Below are 17,234 nucleotides of genomic sequence, written 5' to 3'. Positions count from 1 at the left end.
CATGGTAAATAATCATCCCAGTGTGTGAGGTTTTGCCTCATGCTCGATTTCATATGATTATAATTTGATTTTTAGAGGTTATATGACATGCTATGATTTCGTAGAAAGTAAATTGGAGGAAATAAACAATACGAAACAAGGATGGTCGGCCTAATTTTGGCAAAAAAACAAAGTGAGCTGTCCTGCTCTCTTTGTTTTTCGAATTGGGATTTTGGTATTCGCTTTATTACTCCTAATCTTTAGCAAATTTTGAGACACATGGATGTTTTGGCAGACCAAAAATACAGGGCTTTTTTCGCAGTTCCCATACAGGTTCAATTGTTGGATTTGAGTGGGCCTGTCCATGTGTTTTATGAAGCCAAATGTCTAAATTCTGCAGTGTCTTCTTATTTCATTTCATTGGAGGGAAATAGGGAAGTTGATTCTTGTGCTGGTCTTAGCCTCACAAATCTGCAGAATTTCAACGATTTTGAACTTTGCTCATCAGATTGGTTAATTATTCCCGGATTGGAGTCTGAAGTGTTTTTCGGGCAGCAGTTTTTTCAAAAAATCCAACCCTTTTTGGATTGGGTTAAAATCCAGGCTGATCGGGGTGCGAAAGTTTGCTCGGTTTGTACCGGTACATTTCTCCTGGCAAAGTCAGGAGTCCTGGAGGGGAAATCCTGTGCGACACATTGGAAATATTCCAAGGTTTTTCAACAGCAGTTTCCTAAATCCAAACTGCTTGCTGACAGGCTCTTTGTCAAAGACGGAAACATCTATTCTAGCGCGGGAGTGGCTTCGGGGATTGACCTATCGCTTTATCTGCTGGAAGAGGTTTTTGGGTCACTGTTTGCGATTCAGGTGGCCAAGGAGATGGTTATATATCTGCGTCGGACATCTGACGATCCTCAGTTGAGCATTTTTTTACAGTTTCGGAACCACCTCGAAAACCGCATCCATGAGGTTCAAGATTTACTCTCAAATCGTCTGGATCAAACAAATTCTTTGGAGGATTTGGCAGAAAAAGTAAATATGAGTTCCCGCAACTTGAGCAGGCTTTTCAAGAAAACCACAGGAATCACTTTGGGTGAATACAGGGACAAGCTCCGCTTGGAAAAGGCCGTCCAACTCCTTGCAAGAGGCGAGAAAGTGGAATTAATCGCACTGGGTTGCGGACTTAAAAGCCCCAATCAGCTCCGTGCTTTGCTCAAAAAACACAAAGGAGTTCTTCCTCGGCAATTGTCCTGATCTTGCGCACGGTTGTCCTTTTATGGAGGAGTACTTGACTCTAATTTTGAAAAAAAAATCAAGATATGACACGGCTTTTCTATTCGATATTAATCTGCATGATGATTCAATCTTCTCTTTTGGCACAAAGCATAAGTGATGCACCAGACTATGTCTGTCCCCCCTGCGGCAGCTCATGCGACTCTGAGATTTTTTCAAAGCCTGGGACTTGCCCACATTGTAATATGACTTTGGTAAAAAAGAACCAGATCAAAAAGATTGCTTTTTACCTGCAGGACGGCGTAGAGGTGCTGGACTTTGCCGGGCCTATGGAGGTGTTCTCCTATGCGGGTTACGAGGTGTTTACCGTTTCCAAAACCAAGGACCTTATCAAGTCTCAAGGGATCTTGAACGTGACTCCTGACTATTCGATTGATGACGCACCCAAAGCTGATATTTTGGCTTTTTTTGGGGGGAATGCCGTGGTGGCTTATCAGGATTCGGCGGTGATCGATTGGATCAAAGACCAAACGGAAGTAGAATATCACTTTTCCGTTTGCACGGGAGCTTTTATGTTGGCTGAGGCGGGAATATTGGATGGAAAGACAGCGACAACTTTTCATAATTCTTTGAATAGTCTGGAAGAAAACTATCCAGAAATTGAAGTGCTACGGGAAGTCCGTTTTGTGGATAATGGAAAGGTGATTACCACTGCCGGAATCTCGGCTGGTATCGACGGGGCCCTGCATCTGGTGGCCAAGTTTCAGGGTTTGAATGCGGCGAGAAGAACTGCTTTTTACATGGAGTATGACAATTGGGTGCCTGGCGACGGATTAGTTCTTTCAGGTGACAGCCCCTACCGCATTGCTTACTCTAGCCCAGAATTGATCGATTTTGTAGGAACTTATTCGCATAAGGGAAGCACAACCTTTGAACTGACTTTTAATCCGAATGACCAAACACTCTATGCCAAAATCCGTGGGGTAAACTATCCTATATTCCACGAATATGAGGACGTGTTCAGCGATGTTGAGGGAGGGGATGCGATCTACTTTCAGAGGGGAGAGAAGGGAGAAGTCATTGGCTATAAGGTAGAGAAAAATGGAGAGGTCTTTAGTAAGATAAATTGTTGTACGCAATTAGAAAAATGATCAATCAAATAAATTAAAAACTATGGAGTCAAAATTTTTATTCGGGCTTATTTTATTCGGGCTTATTTCTTGTAAAGAACAAGTAGGAGAGTATGTATGCAAACCTTGTGATTTACCTTGTGACGAATTGAATTTCAATGAATCTGGAATTTGTCCCCATTGTAAAATGGATCTTATTAAAAAAAGTGCTTTAATTCCTGAAAAGGAACTAATTGTAAATGAAATAAAGATTCAAGACGGAAGTGGGGAATTTTTAATTGATGGAGGTTTACAAGAAGGAAAACAAATAGTCATTCATTATTATAAACCACGGAATCTGAAATCCGAATCGCCTGTTTTGATGGTTTTGCCAGGTGCTGGACGAGATGGAGATGAATATAGAAACGCTTGGATTGGAAATGCAGAAAAATATAATATTCTGGTTCTTTCACCTGAATACCCTGAAAGATATTACCCTGGATTTTGGAGTTACAATCTTGCAGGAATGATTACAGCCGTTGAAATAAATGACGAAAGAACAGCTATGGCAAGTTTTAAAATCGTTAAAAATCCAAATGAATGGATTTTTAACGATTTTGACAGAATTTTCAACTTAACAAAAAACAAGCTTAATCTGAAAACAGATACTTACGATTTGTTCGGTCATTCTGCTGGTGGACAAATTTTACATCGACTTGCAATTTTTAAATCAGATAATAAAGCCAATAGAATTTTATCATCAAATTCTGGGTGGTACACTATTCCAACAGATATAGAGGATTTTCCATATGGACTTAAAAACAGTTATAAATCCGGAAAGGACTTAGATTTTAGCAAGAATCTTGTTTTATTTCTTGGAGAAAAAGATGATGCTAATGAAACAAGAGGAGATTTAAGGAGTTCAGCAGAAGTTGATAAACAAGGTCTTCATCGATTAGAAAGAGGGGCGTATTTTTATAATGAATCAAAGAAAATCGCATCGAAACTACACTCTGAATTCAATTGGAAATTAGAAATCATTTCAAATATCGGCCACGACTTTAGAGAAATGAGTAAGGCAGCTGCTGATTACTTATATAACGTGGAAAAGTAACTGCGGAGATCACCTATACGCAAGCAGGGGTTCCCCTCTTCTTAGGACTGGAAAGGGCTAAATTGAGAGCTTAGTTCTTCGTAGGAAGTTGAGCGGTTAAAATCCCTGTCTGGGCATAGCTGAGAAACGAAGTACGAGGCTTTTTCTGGAGTTTAGGGTCGTCGTCGCAGAATCAATCATGCAACAATTGGAGGCAAGCCATTTTAAAGCTTTACCTACTTCGGGTTTTCGAATAAAAAAGACTTCGACTCCGCTCAATCTGTCATCGGTGTCGCCCTGAGCGGAGTTGAAAGGTTCCCGATCATCCAATATATCAATAACCAATAACCCAAATTTCGAACATCGAATCAAATCAGTCATCCAGCAACGGACAAAATTCCTATTTCTCCATCGGATGCGCTTTCAACAATTCGGCTGGTTGGAAGAATCCCGTATGGTCTTTGACTTCTTCCCTTACTTTCTTCACCAGATCGGGAGAAATGGCCGAAGCGGAATTTCCAAAGGAGTTTCTCACGAAAGTCAAAACGGCTGCCACTTCAGAGTCGTCCAGCATACCTTCGAAAGGTGTCATCGGCACCTGTCCCGGATAGTCTTTCCCAAGTACTGTAATAGGCCCCATCATGCCTTTTAGAACAATTTTGATCAATCGCTCTTCACTTCCTGTTACCCAAGGAGTGCCTGCAAGTGGAGGAAAGCCTGATGCGGAAAGGCCTTGTCCATCCGGCTGGTGGCAAGTACTGCAGAATCCTTCTCTTGCATAAATTTCTTTACCCAGTAAAAATAGCTCTCTGTCTGAACCAGTCAAGGAAGACTTGATGTCTTCTTCTTTTTTCTCCTTTACAGAAAGCCCGGAAATATGAGCCACCGCAGTTTCATAAGCTGGTGTAATCCATTCTTCCATCTCCGTACCTTCAGCAGCTGAAAGCACCTCAAGACCTTCTTCACGTGGCATCCAGGAAGCCGCCACAATTGCTTCAAGTCGTACCCGGCCATTTTTGTCTTTGATTGCTTCGGCCATCAATTCTTTTTGATTGGATACCTGATGGCCTGTGTAGCGAAGGACTCTCACGGCCGCTGCCCTGGCCCTGTAATCTTTGGCTTTTAGTAACTGTTCCAGTAGTTCTTGATTCACCTTATTGATCCCCCAACTTACCCAAAGTGCCTCCAAAAGATGATGTTCATATCTTGGATCATTCTTGTCCAGCTTACTTGCCCAATCGGCCACAGCTTTCGAAACTTCTGTCTGGTCTCTTCCACGTAGTTCCCTGCGTGTTCTGTAGCGAGATCTGTACTCAGGCAGTTTTAGATTTTCCATCAACTCCGGAATGCTTGCTCCGTCGATTTTAGCCGGAGTTACCAATGGTCTGGATGGATAGGTGATTCTATAAATTCTTCCATGCTGATGATCCCGCAGAGGATCGCGGGCATTATGCTGCATGTGACCAATCAGAATATTGTGCCAATCTACTACGTACAATGAACCGTCAGGTGCAATTTCCATATCTACAGGACGGAAATTTCTGTCTGTGGACGTAAGCAGATCCTGTCTCCACTTGGTCGAAAATCCGATTTCCTCATCTATCATTTGGTGCTGCTTAGTCCCAAGAAACCCGATGGTATTATTGATAATCATGTCGCCCTGCACCTCATCAGGAAAATGTCTGCTGGAAATAAATTCCAAGCCGGAAGTGGGTCTTACCATCTGATCTTTTTGGATAAGGTTTGCGCCTTTATTCGTGGCATTTCCATAGCGCGGCAAGACGGATCCGGGTTGCATCCAGTTTACATTCGGTCCGGAAGTCTCCGCGTAGAAGTTTTGTCCCCACTCATCAAAAGCTATTCCCCAAGGGTTGGGAATACTTACCTGGGCTACGCGTTCCAGTTTATGTCTGCTTGGGGTGTATCGGTAGAAACCGCCATTTGTCGCACGGACAGTACCGTAGGAAGTTTCCACGTTACTGTGAAGGAATACCCCCTCTGCCATATAAATCGCTCCGGATTCATCGGTGGTAAATGCTGAAATCGCATGATGCGTGTCATGATCGTCAAACCCGCTTAGTAAAATCTCCTTGCGATCGGCTTTATCATCCTTATTGTCGTCGTAGAGAATGATGAGGTTGTTTCCCTGAGACACATATACGCCTTCCGGAGCCAATTCAAATCCTACCGGAATGTGAAGGTCATCCGAAAAAACCGTTTCCTTGTCTGCTTTGCCGTCATTGTTGGTGTCTTCATAGATCAACAGCTTATCCGCCGGTCTGGAATCTCCCGGCCTGTAATGTGGGTAGCTTGGCATGGTGGCCACCCAAAGTCGTCCTTTGTTGTCAAATGAAAGCTGAACGGGATTTGCCAGATTTGGCCAGTCCTCCTCGGAGGCGAAAAGCTCGATTTTATATCCTGGAGCTACTTTTAACTTGGCTAGGGCTTCTTCTCCGTATAGATATTCCAAACTGCCGTTTTGCTCCGGATTGTAATTGGTTTTCACTTCGGGGAGTTTCTTGGTTTTGGCATCGGCAGCCACAAGATCTTTCCTTTCTCCTTTATTCGCCATCCATATTGCGGTGTCTCTGATAGCGGTCAACTCACGGATTTTTTCCAATTCAAAAGGGTAATTGTCCGGTCCGAAAGGATCGTATCTTCTGCCAAAGACGTGAACACCGTTTGGTATTTTGTAGTCATTTCTCCAAAACCAGTTTTTCTCCTGCACGGCCTCATGAACCAGCTTCCTATTTGCTTCATTCTTGATTTTTTGCTTCCCAAAAATCTCATCTGCCAGCAGTACAGCCAGTTTCTGATATCCTGCCTCATTAAGTTGTGAGCCATCGATGGTCAAATCTTCTTCCGTTTCCAGATACCATTGCTTGCTTGGAGTATAAGCATCCACAAATATCACTTGGTTTTTTTCTGCAATCTCCCGCATGGCTACCGTGTAGAGATTTAGGTTTTCATTTTCTGTTTTCCCGTTAGGCACATCTATCTTTTCGGACAAGTCTTCGAAAGCAATGGGAGAGACGATGACTAATTGGGGAGAAAGTGTGTCGTGGTATTTCTGGCGCAGCGTATGCTTGATGAACGCATCAAGTTCTGCCTTGTAATTCTCCAACCCGTCTACTCCCTGAAATGATTCATTGTATCCAAAGAACGAAATAATAATGTCTATTTGCAGTCTGGTCAGCCATTCGTCAGGTTTTTCCAGATGGCCTTCGCTGCCTGAAAGGGTGGCGTATTCATCCTGAAAAGCGTCCGCTCCGGGGAAAGCCCAAGGATCATTGGTTCCGGATCTAGGCCTAAAGCCGGGAGTGTCTCCTGGATCGGAAAGATTTCGGATATACAGATTTTTGTCCGGATTTCTGAGTTGCATCTCAGTCTCAAAACTCCCGTAATCCATCATTCTAGAGCCCAGATTGTTTCCGATCAGGGCGATTCGGGCGTTGGGCTTTAATTCAATGGTCTCTTTTTGGGTGCATTGAACGGTGAGAACTCCTAGAATAAGTAGGGAGAGAAGTGAGAAGGGATATTTTTTAAGCATGATACAAGTGGTTGTCACTTTTTTAGTGTTGATTTGGATGTGTTAATCCAGAGAATTCAGAGGGTTTTGGAAAAGCCTGCAATAAGGTTGCTGCCATATATTCCGGTTGAAATACATACAATGATATTATGCCCTTTTTGTGGAAGTACAAAGTTTATTTTGATTGTAGCGTTTTTTTGCAAAGCAAACGGTCGGATTAATTCTTATGTCCGTTAATAAATTATTCTTTTTGCCGGTATTCATTATCATCTTCGGGGAAATTATCGTGTGTTTTTCCGCATTCATTTGTTTCCCGGACTGTAGGAGGGTTTTGGCAGATAAGTCAAAACCTTCCTTTTAAGTACAGCCTGCCGGATTATAGGAAAACAGCCTTGAGCATGCTTTTTAAAAGAAATCCCAATTGATGGAATTGCCTTTTACAGTTCATTAATAGCCGGGGTTTTGGACAAGATTCTTATTGTTCCTAATCTCAGCAGTAGGGATAGGGAACAGTAATTCACGTTCTTTTAGCGTAGGTCCGTATACAAATTGGTGGCCTACATAGTCCTCAAATTCCAATGTTTTGACATTAAATCCTTTTCGGATTCTCACCATGTCAAACCAAGTTTTATTCTCATAAGACAGTTCATGGAATTTCTCCCTCCAAATAGCTTCCCGTAAAGCTTCTTTTGAAAGCCCACTTAAAGGAGCTAATTCAGCCCGATCTCTGATTTTATTGACCGCATTGTAAGCCTCGCCGTTAGGCCCGTCAGCTTCATTGGAGGCTTCTGCAAAAATCAAAAGTACCTCAGCAAATCTCAATATTGGCCAGTTCATGCCGCTACTTGTCGTGTTTGTTTGGGCTACTTCATCAAAATGCTTGTAGATGTAATAATCGCCCAGCTCCAGAGTTTGGGTTCTGTCATCTCTAAGTGAATAACTGGTGTAATAAAACGCTTTCTCAGAAGTTCTTTTGTCACCGGTTTCGTAAGATTTCACAAATTCTTCCTGAGCAAAAATACCCCCAGTCTCAGCACTGTAATTTGAGATGCCTCTGTTGTAAGGAATAATAGATACTTGCCAGCTAGAAGGTAAAATATATGCAGCAAACTGAGCCATAAAGATGTTTTCGCCCAGGTTTTTCATCGATGGATCATGTAGCTCATCATAGGAGGTAAACAAGGAGAATTCGCCTGAGTCTATTACTTCCTTCGATTTAGCTGCTGCCAACGAATAATGTCCGGAGCCTTTCTGAAGCGGATAACCAGCCATGGTCAGATAGACAGATGATAGCAGTGATTTGACGGCTCCCAAGGATACTCGTCCGCTGGCATCTCTCATGGGAAGTCCGGAATCTTCGGCATCCTGCAGATCCGATACAATTTGATTATATACATCTTCTGTGGCAGCCGGAGGGGCAAAAAGACCCTCCGAAGTCAGGTCTATAGGCTCTAGAGTCAATGGGATATTGCCAAAGATCCGTACCAAATTAAAGTAATAGTATGCTCTCAGGTACTTTGCTTCCCCGATTAGTTTCTGTTTCTCGGTTTCATCCATTGTGATTTCAGGAATTCTGGCGATAGCAATATTCGCATTGGCAATACCTTTGTAGAAGCTGGTCCAAATGGTTTGGCCATACTCATTGTCAGAATTGTTTACCAAGTCTTTTACGAAAAGACTATTCTGTGCTTGGCCTAATTCCGTGTCAGCGAGGCCGGTGGCAAATTCTACCATCATCCATGGGCCTCCACCAAATCCGCTGGACATGATAGGCTGTAAACTCTCATAAATGGAGTTGACTACGCTTTTTGCATGTTCAGGTTTCGTGAAATAGCTGTCCAAGGTGAAGTTTGATTTATCGCTTTCATCCAGAAAATCAGCGCAACCGGCTGCTGAAACCAATAAGGCGGCTAGGGATATTTTTTTTATATATAGTTCTAAGCGTTTCATAATTTGTGGATTAAAATTTACAATGTGATACTTACACCAAGCATAAACACTCTAGGCTTAGGGTAGGCATAGAGATCAACTCCTTGATCAAATGCAGCACCCGATGTGGAGACTTCAGGATCATATCCGTCGTACTTGGTAGAGAGAAAGAAATTCTGTACAGACAAGTAGGCTCTCATTCGTGCCACGTTGATTTTTTCCAAAGTCTGAGGGAGGAAGTTGTACGAAAGCATCAGGTTTCTTCCGCGGACAAATGAGCCGTCCTGAACACGGTCAGAATCATTGTTTGTGTTATATCCTGCAGTCAGTGGTCGGATTTGAGCGATGTTTGTTTCCTGATTTTCCGGAGTCCAAGCATTTAGCACTGTTTTGAAACTGTTGGCAATTCCTGTTCTGTCCTCGGCAGAATGCTTGCTTCTAAATAATACGTCATTGCCATAAGTGTACTGTATATCCACCAGCAATTCGAAGTTTTTATAAGTAAATGTGTTGGCGAGTGTTCCAAAGCCGTCAGGAATACCTTTGCCTATCACGACTCTATCGGAATCATTGATGATACCATCTTCATTCACATCCCTATACTTGATGTCACCTGGACGCTTGTTGTATTGTGCTGCAGTGGATTCTTCACTTAAATTCCAAGTGCCGTCATGGATAAACCCGAAGAATGAGCCTACCGATTCACCTTTTCTGACAATGGTGGAGCCAAGAAAAATATCCGAGCCACCGGCAAGTTCCAGCACTTCATTCTTATTGTACGAAAAGTTAAAATTCGTGCTCCAGGAGAAATTGGCTTTTTCATAATTGACAGTACTTACACCTATTTCAACACCTTTGTTTATCATACTGCCTATATTCTGGCTTACTACCGTATAGCCGCTGCTCGATGGCACCGGAGCACTTAGAAGCATATCGTCAGTGACTTTTCTATACAGATCGACCTCAAACATTACACGGTTTTGAAACAATCCCAATTCAGCTCCTATATCAACTTGTGTTGTTTTCTCCCAGCGTAGATCCGGATTGGCCAATCTGCTGATGCCAATTCCGATTTCCCTTTGGTCGTTGAATATTACTGAATAATTGCCCATGCCTGCAAGTGCCTGATAAGCCGTAATTTCGGAGTTACCTGTGACTCCCACACTGGATCTTAATTTCAGATTTGAGATCACGGGGCTGTTTATCAGGAAATTTTCGTCTGAAGCTCTCCAGGCAAATGCCGCAGACGGAAAAAATGCATATTGGTTGGACTCTCCAAATTTGGAAGAACCATCCACCCTGCCTGTAAACGTAAATAGGTACTTGTCTTTTAGGGTGTAATTCAATCGGGAAAAGTAAGAATTAAGCCCGTATGCTACGCTACCTGATTGGGGTTGGATCGCATTTGCTCCGGCCCCCAGATTATTGAACATAAAATAATCATCCTGAAAATTTTGTGCCCTGGCTGTGGAATTAAACCTGTCCACATGCTGCCATGAAATGCCGACCATTCCGTTGAATGCATGGTCTTCGTTAAGGGCTTTAACGTAAGTAAGGTAATTCTCAAATTGCCAGGAGTTGAGTCTGTCATTAGAGATAGAGGCATCTCCACCCTGATTTCTTGCGATATAATTCAACTCTCTCCCACCATAGTAGTCAACCCGTTGATTCACAATATTGGCTGAAATATTTGATCGCAGCTCAAGGCCTTTTGCAAGGAAAAAATTGGCGTAAATATTACCCAATACGGTTTGTGTATTCACTAGATAAACCCGCTCTTTTGCAACATGAAGAGGGTTGTTTCCTCCTTCCATTCCCGGATAATCTGCATTTCCTGCCCAATTGCCGTCAGGGTATCTTACAGGAATGATCGGCAGGGCTTCCAGTACTTGGCGCATGGCTATAATCCCCCCATTTCCCAATGGGTCTACCTGACTTTCTTTTTGGTCGTTATAGCTCAATCCACCGCCTACTGTCACCCAGTTCTTCAGCTTACTGTCAAAGACAAACCTGCCTGAAAATCTTTTCATCCATGACTCTTTCATCAGTCCGTCTTCATTTCGGTAACCTAAATATGCTCCGTAACTATCGTCTTGATTCCCGCCGGTTAAGCTTAGCTGGTGGTTTTGGGTGAAGGCTTGCTGAAATGATTCGTCTTGCCAGTCTGTATCATAAAGCGGGTTTCCATTGGCATCAAAAAGGTTTGGGTCAGTTCTTTTTAGCTTCGGGTCTTTATAGATTCCATTTGCCCATCCTGTTGGGTCATATTTTTGTGCGTTTTGGTACGCCAGATCCTCGGTGGCTAGAAATTCTGCAGAATTTAAAAGCGGGATTTTTTTAGGAAGGATACCTATGCTGAAGTTTCCGTCATAAGTAATTGTCCCGCCTATTTTGCTGCCTCTTTTTGTACTTACTAAGATTACGCCGTTTGCTCCCCGCGCTCCGTAAATTGCCGTTGCAGAAGCATCCTTAAGCACTTCTATTGAAGCGATGTCATTTGGGTTGATGTAATCAATCGGTGTACTTCCATTTGCCAAGCCGGCAGAATGTAATATTACCCCATCAATGACATAAAGCGGATCATTCGCAATACTCACGGAAGTATTGCCTCGTATTCTGATATTTGCCCGACCTCCCGGTCTTCCTGAATTCACAGAGACATTTACCCCTTGTACTCTTCCGGAGAGATTCTGTGTCAGAGAAGCAGACGGTCTGTCTTTTAGATCCTTTTCGCCTACTGAGCCTACCGCTCCTGTCAAATCTGACTTCTTTTGGGTTCCATACCCGATGACTATTACTTCATCCAGTTCAGCTTCGTCCACTTGAAGGGAAACGTTCATTACTTCCGAAGTATTTTCTATCAAAATCTCCCGGGTGGTATAGCCTATAAAACTAACTACCAATGTTTCAGAAGAATTTGCATCAATGCTGAATGTTCCGTCATTTTCAGTGACCGTTCCCCGTTGTGTTCCTTTTACTACGATAAGTGCCCCGGGAATAGGCTCCTGTGAACCTTGTTCTGTTACTTTTCCTTTTAATGGGGCGGTTTGGCTGTAGCCAAGTCCCGCTAGGGAAAACAGGATCAAAAGGAGCCCTGTCCTAAGAATCCCTCTTAAGTAGATAGTGTGTTTTAGCATTATAGTGAGGTTTATTGATTTTACAATATCATTTTATGTAATACCTTCTCTGTCCTGCCGAATCCTGATTTATGGATTCTTAATATAAGGTTATTGTTTTTTATTTATATTATTTTATAAGTGTTAGATTTTATGTTGTATTATTTCTAGGTATGGATAATTAATTATTGATTTTATCAAGGTGAAAAAAGTATTCATGTGGATATAGGAATGAGCTTTTTTTTATTTTTAAATGTTTTATTGGATGTAACTGTCCTGTGCTATGCTGAATAATTTCTTTTTATTATAAAGTTGTATAAGGGGGTGTTGTTCAGGATGGTGCAGGATAGAATTTATATTTTATGCAGGTTTATTGTGAAAGATTTTGTTCAATTACATTAAGCCCATTTCTATGCTAAATTATTATCAAAAGAATGCAAGAATCCGATTTATAGGGTTTTTGCTGGCCTTTATCGTGTCTGTGTCGTCAGCGTTTTCGCAGTCTATAACTGTGAAAGGGACTGTGGTCTCCGAAGGAGACAATGAACCCATTCCAGGGGCCTTAGTTTCAATCAAAGGCACACAGAACGGAACTGTGACAGACATTGACGGTGGATTTACGATTCAGGCGGCAGTAGGCCAGACGTTGGTGGTTAGCTTTATCGGATTCACTACAAGTGAGGTGGCGGTGACAGCAGCTTCCACTCCTATTCAAGTTACGCTGGGCTATTCTACCTCAGACCTCTCCGAAGTGGTGGTCGTAGGATACGGTAGTCAGGTGAAGCGTGAAGTGACCGGGGCGGTGCAGTCTGTAAGCCAGGAGGAGTTAAAAGATCTACCGGTGTCCTCAGTAGCCCAAAAGCTTCAGGGACGTCTTGCCGGTGTGCAGATCAACCAAACGACAGGTAAGCCCGGTCAGGGAATGAACGTTCGGATCCGTGGGCAGCTTTCTGTGTCAGGCGGTAGTTCTCCTTTGTATGTAGTGGATGGATTTCCTATTACAGGAGATATCAACTCAATCAATCCGGACGAGATTCAGGAAATTACTGTATTGAAAGATGCAGCGTCCACTTCTCTATATGGTTCTCGGGCTGCCAACGGTGTCGTATTGATCACTACCAAAAAAGGTAAAGTTGGTCAGACGAATGTTAACTTAAATGTTTTCACCGGACTCCAGAATGTGCCTGATAGAGGCCGTTTGGAAATGATGGATGCGGAAGCTTTTGCTACATTCAAAAAGGAACATTATGAAGCATCAAATCAAGAGGTACCTGATATTTTTCAAAATCCTTCGGAGTACAGGGGGAAATCGAATGATTGGTATGATGCGATGCTCCGAACTGCATCGATATCCTCGTACAATTTGACTGTCACCTCTAACAAAGAAAAAGTCAATACGGCAATCGTGGCGGGGTTTTTTGATCAGGAAGGAGTAGTTGTAGGTTCTGATTATCAGAGGTTTTCATTACGGATGAATACCGATTATCAGTTGTCTGATAAGGTTACTGTAGGGGTGAATGTTGCGCCAAACTATGTGGTGGATAACACCCCGAGAACAGATGGGACTAGGGGAACGGGTATTTTATTTAACGCCCTGCACACTTGGCCTATTATGCCGATCTATGAAGAAAATGGTGAATTGACTTCCTTTAACCAACTCCCCGCCAGTACAGGTAATATCTATGCCTATCCTAACTGGGTGAGATCAGCTCAAGAGATCACTAATGAGACCAAACAAATGAATGTCTTGGCAAATACCTATGTAGAGTGGAAACCAATTGAGGGGCTTTCGCTCAAATCTACATTTAATGCTGAGATTCGAAATTCTAAGTATTTCTGGTTTAACCCATCTACCGCAACCGCAAATATAAATGTTTCTATACCGACAGTGGCTGTTTCCATCAGAGAGAACAGAGAGAATCTTTCTTGGTTGAACGAAAATATAGCTACTTATACCAAGAGCTTTGGAGACCATAATTTTCAGCTCCTGGGAGGATTCTCCAATCAGAAGTTCAGAATGGATCGCACACGTATACAGGCTGATACCTATGCGGATGATAGGCTTCCCACGGTACAGGGGGCTTTAAATATAAATCGTAACGGAACCACTACCGGTGTGGAAGAATGGTCTTTGACTTCCTTGTTTTCGAGATTGACTTATAATTTCAAAGGCAGGTATCTTCTAACAGCTTCCGTAAGGGGTGATGGCTCATCCAGATTTGGATCAGAGAATCGTTGGGGTGTCTTCCCTTCCACTTCTGTGGGATGGGTGCTTTCTGATGAGGGTTTTCTAAATACCAGTTCTACTATTTCCTTTGCAAAATTACGTGCGAGCTATGGGGTGACAGGTAACAATAATATCGGAAATTACACCTCTTATGCGTTGGTAAACAATACGATCAATGCAGTTTTTGGTGAGACTGTAGTGCCTGGTGCAGCAGTTACTACTCTTAATAATAATAACCTGGGTTGGGAGACTACAGCACAGTTAGACTTGGGTTTGGAAGTGGGGCTTTGGGATGACAGAGTACTATTTACCTATGATTACTATACTAAGAATACCACTAATCTCCTTTATGCAGTTCAGGTTCCTCAAGAGTCAGGCTTTACCAATTTCAATGACAACATCGGTGAGATACATTTTTGGGGACATGAATTTTCGATAAATACAATAAACACTACCGGGGCATTCAGATGGAGTACCAATGCCAACCTGTCTATTAATCGAAACAAAGTCCTAGAGCTTGCGGATGGCATAGATCGGGTATATGGTACGTTTCACATTACCCAAGTGGGTCAGCCTTTCGGGCAGTTTTATGGCTTGATCAAAGAAGGGAATTACATGAATCAGCAAGACCTCGATAACTCTCCCATCATTCCGGGAAGATCTACAGTGGGAAGTATTAAGATAAAAGATGTAAATGGTGACGGGGTTATCACCTATGGCGGGGACAATGACGATAGAGCGATTATGGGGAATCCATTCCCGGACTTTACGTATGGTTTGATCAACAATTTCAACTGGAAAAACTGGGATGCAAGTATAACTGCCTCAGGGTCTCAGGGCAATGAGCTTTATATGAGGCATTTGTATTCTACTGCCAATTTGGATGGAGTATTTAATATGGTCGCAAAGGTGTCTAATCGATTCAAATCTCCTGATGATCCGGGAGATGGGATCTTTGGTACTTCTGTAGGTGGAGGGAATGTGACCGGAGTGGAGCGTGATTGGAACAACAGCAATTTCGTCTGGGATGCTTCTTACTTTACGATCAGGAATATTACCCTTGGCTACACTTTCACCAAGTTGCCAAAGTCTATTAAGTCTTTGAGACTTTATGCTTCCGGACAGAATATGTGGGTGTTTACCAAGTATTGGGGAGGGTCAAATCCGGAAGTGAGTATGCAGGACAATGGAGATGGAGACGGAGGCAACCTGAGCCCCGGTGTAGATCTATCAGCTTATCCGGTTCCCCGCACGATCACATTTGGGGCAAATATCAATTTCTGATTTAGCCGGATCTGAACTTACATATTCACATAAACTGAATTAAAAATGAAAAAATATATAATTGTATTACTAGCTGCCACTTTGGGACTTTCAGGCTGTGATGATTTTCTCACAGTAGTGCCTGAGACTGAATTGAGCTCCACTACGTTCTTCAAAACGGAGACTGACTTTGTGCAGGCAGTGAATGCGGCTTATGCTCCGTTGAGGAGTATTGTGAACGACAGAGCCTATAGACTTGCTGAAATGCATTCTGATAATACCTATTATGGAAGAAATGAGCTGTTTGGAGCCGTAGATCCCCAGGAGGATTTGGCGGATTTTTCCGTGGCTGAGGCAAATGGTGTCACTGCAAATGATAATATTCTTCAGCAATGGAGGCTTGACTACCGTATTATTTCGAGAACCAATCAGATTTTGGCGTTGATTGATGAGGTGGAATTTGATCAGGATTCAAAAGACAATGTTAAAGGACAGGCATTGTTTTTAAGAGCTTATGCATATTTTGAGTTGGTGCGTTATTTCGGAAAAGTCCCATTGCATCTAACTCCCGTGGACACTCGGGAAGAGGCTGCTCTACCGCTTTCTGAAGAAGCAGATGTCTATGCACAGATAGTGGCTGATCTGAAAACTGCAGTGCCTTTATTACCTCCAAAATCCCAACAGGAAGCAGGAAGAGTGACATCCGGAGCAGCTCGTACATTGCTGGCAAATGTTTACATCAATCAGGAGCAATGGCTGGATGCTGAGGAGATATTGAAACCGGTAGTCAACAGCGGTGAATATAGTCTGATACCTAATTATGCTATGGCCTTCTCTGATAATGCCGGTAATAAAAATAATGCAGAATCGGTGTTTGAAGTACAGTTTTTAGAAGGTGCTGCAGGCCTTAACGGTAATTTTATTTATCAGATGATGCCTAGGCCGCTGTTGGCAGAAGAATTAGTGGAGATTACAGGAACCGGCAATCCCCAGGATTTGGACGGTGAAGGAAATAATATCCCTACCCCCGATATTATTGCTGCCTATGAGGAAGGGGATGAAAGAGAAGAGGCCTCCATTGGGTATGTGTTTTTGTCCAATAGCGCAAGAGATGATAAGACTTACCCTTACATTAAGAAATACGCCAAAAAACACTCCCAGCATAATAATACAGGCACGAACTTCCCGATTTACCGCTATTCAGAAGTATTGCTTTTTATGGCAGAAGCACTTAATGAGCAGGGGAAAGACGGGGAAGCACGCACTTACCTGAACCAAGTGAGAGACCGCGCCGGGCTCGGTCCGGTGAATAGTAGTGGTACAGATTTGGGAGAGGCGATTTTCAGAGAGAGGAGAGTGGAGTTAGCCTTTGAAAATAAGCGCTGGTTTGATATCCAAAGAACTGACCGTATTCAGGAAATTATTGTTCCTTATGGCCAACGGATTGTAGCTAATCCTTTGGATTATTACTATCCTTCAACTGAGACGGGTAAGCCCCGTCCACAGGTATTTACGAATCTTAATAAGTTCTATGCATTGCCGGCGGCAGAGTCTGACCTTAGTCCTTATTTCTAATAAATAAGAGTAAATGACCCGACATCAGCTGTATTGAGAATGCTTTGATGTCGGGTAGTTTTATTTGCAGCTGGGAATAATGTCTTACTGTAAAAATCATTTTGCAAAAAGACATAATATTTCATGAGTGGTTTTATTATAGCAGAATTAATCACCAATTTAAAATTCTAACTATTGCTATCCA

The 17,234-nt window shown here is 42.6% G+C and carries 8 protein-coding genes; 5 read left to right on the top strand and 3 right to left on the bottom strand.

The features are described 5' to 3' along the window. Nucleotides 1-258 precede the first annotated feature (258 nt). The 3 genes from ID165_RS16525 to ID165_RS16515 all read left to right on the top strand — a co-directional run bounded on the left by ID165_RS16525 (nucleotide 259) and on the right by ID165_RS16515 (nucleotide 3,432). Nucleotides 259-1,230: a GlxA family transcriptional regulator gene (locus tag ID165_RS16525; protein ID WP_192346123.1), complete on the top strand. Its 972-nt coding sequence runs from the start codon at nucleotides 259-261 to the stop codon at nucleotides 1,228-1,230. A 65-nt stretch (nucleotides 1,231-1,295) separates the two neighbouring features. Further along, entirely contained in the window at nucleotides 1,296-2,360 is a 1,065-nt protein-coding gene (locus ID165_RS16520; protein ID WP_370539701.1) for a DJ-1/PfpI family protein, read from the top strand. Nucleotides 2,361-2,382: 22 nt separating this feature from the next. After that, nucleotides 2,383-3,432, top strand: a complete 1,050-nt coding sequence (locus tag ID165_RS16515) for a hypothetical protein (protein ID WP_225586798.1) — start codon at nucleotides 2,383-2,385, stop codon at nucleotides 3,430-3,432. Nucleotides 3,433-3,811: 379 nt separating this feature from the next. Here ID165_RS16515 and ID165_RS16510 read toward each other — a convergent pair whose 3' ends face one another. The 3 genes from ID165_RS16510 to ID165_RS16500 form a co-directional block, all read right to left on the bottom strand. Beyond that, on the bottom strand, nucleotides 3,812-6,961 hold the full coding sequence (locus tag ID165_RS16510; RefSeq protein WP_192346119.1) for a PVC-type heme-binding CxxCH protein: 3,150 nt from the start codon (nucleotides 6,959-6,961) through the stop codon (nucleotides 3,812-3,814). Nucleotides 6,962-7,387: 426 nt separating this feature from the next. Then, a complete protein-coding gene (locus ID165_RS16505; RefSeq protein ID WP_192346117.1) occupies nucleotides 7,388-8,890 on the bottom strand; it encodes a RagB/SusD family nutrient uptake outer membrane protein in 1,503 nt (500 codons plus the stop codon). Nucleotides 8,891-8,907: 17 nt separating this feature from the next. Further along, a complete protein-coding gene (locus tag ID165_RS16500) occupies nucleotides 8,908-12,006 on the bottom strand; it encodes a TonB-dependent receptor (RefSeq protein ID WP_192346115.1) in 3,099 nt (1,032 codons plus the stop codon). Between the two features lie 391 nt (nucleotides 12,007-12,397). Here ID165_RS16500 and ID165_RS16495 point away from each other — a divergent pair, with 391 nt between their 5' ends. Then, a complete protein-coding gene (locus ID165_RS16495; RefSeq protein ID WP_192346113.1) occupies nucleotides 12,398-15,496 on the top strand; it encodes a TonB-dependent receptor in 3,099 nt (1,032 codons plus the stop codon). A gap of 45 nt (nucleotides 15,497-15,541) precedes the next feature. Then, entirely contained in the window at nucleotides 15,542-17,050 is a 1,509-nt protein-coding gene (locus ID165_RS16490; RefSeq protein ID WP_192346111.1) for a RagB/SusD family nutrient uptake outer membrane protein, read from the top strand. Nucleotides 17,051-17,234 lie beyond the last annotated feature (184 nt).

Source organism: Algoriphagus sp. Y33, from assembly GCF_014838715.1.
Taxonomy (GTDB): domain Bacteria; phylum Bacteroidota; class Bacteroidia; order Cytophagales; family Cyclobacteriaceae; genus Algoriphagus.
Note: the sequence above shows the minus strand (reverse complement) of the source record. Positions and strands in the feature narration are given on the sequence as shown.

Excerpts from the sequence above, each read along its gene's own strand:
- ID165_RS16525 (WP_192346123.1), top strand. The coding sequence starts at position 259 with ATGGATGTTTTGGCAGACCAAAAATACAGGGCTTTTTTCGCAGTTCCC.
- ID165_RS16500 (WP_192346115.1), bottom strand. The coding sequence starts at position 12,006 with ATGCTAAAACACACTATCTACTTAAGAGGGATTCTTAGGACAGGGCTC.
- ID165_RS16505 (WP_192346117.1), bottom strand. The coding sequence starts at position 8,890 with ATGAAACGCTTAGAACTATATATAAAAAAAATATCCCTAGCCGCCTTA.
- ID165_RS16515 (WP_225586798.1), top strand. The coding sequence starts at position 2,383 with ATGGAGTCAAAATTTTTATTCGGGCTTATTTTATTCGGGCTTATTTCT.
- ID165_RS16520 (WP_370539701.1), top strand. The coding sequence starts at position 1,296 with ATGACACGGCTTTTCTATTCGATATTAATCTGCATGATGATTCAATCT.
- ID165_RS16490 (WP_192346111.1), top strand. The coding sequence starts at position 15,542 with ATGAAAAAATATATAATTGTATTACTAGCTGCCACTTTGGGACTTTCA.
- ID165_RS16510 (WP_192346119.1), bottom strand. The coding sequence starts at position 6,961 with ATGCTTAAAAAATATCCCTTCTCACTTCTCTCCCTACTTATTCTAGGA.
- ID165_RS16495 (WP_192346113.1), top strand. The coding sequence starts at position 12,398 with ATGCTAAATTATTATCAAAAGAATGCAAGAATCCGATTTATAGGGTTT.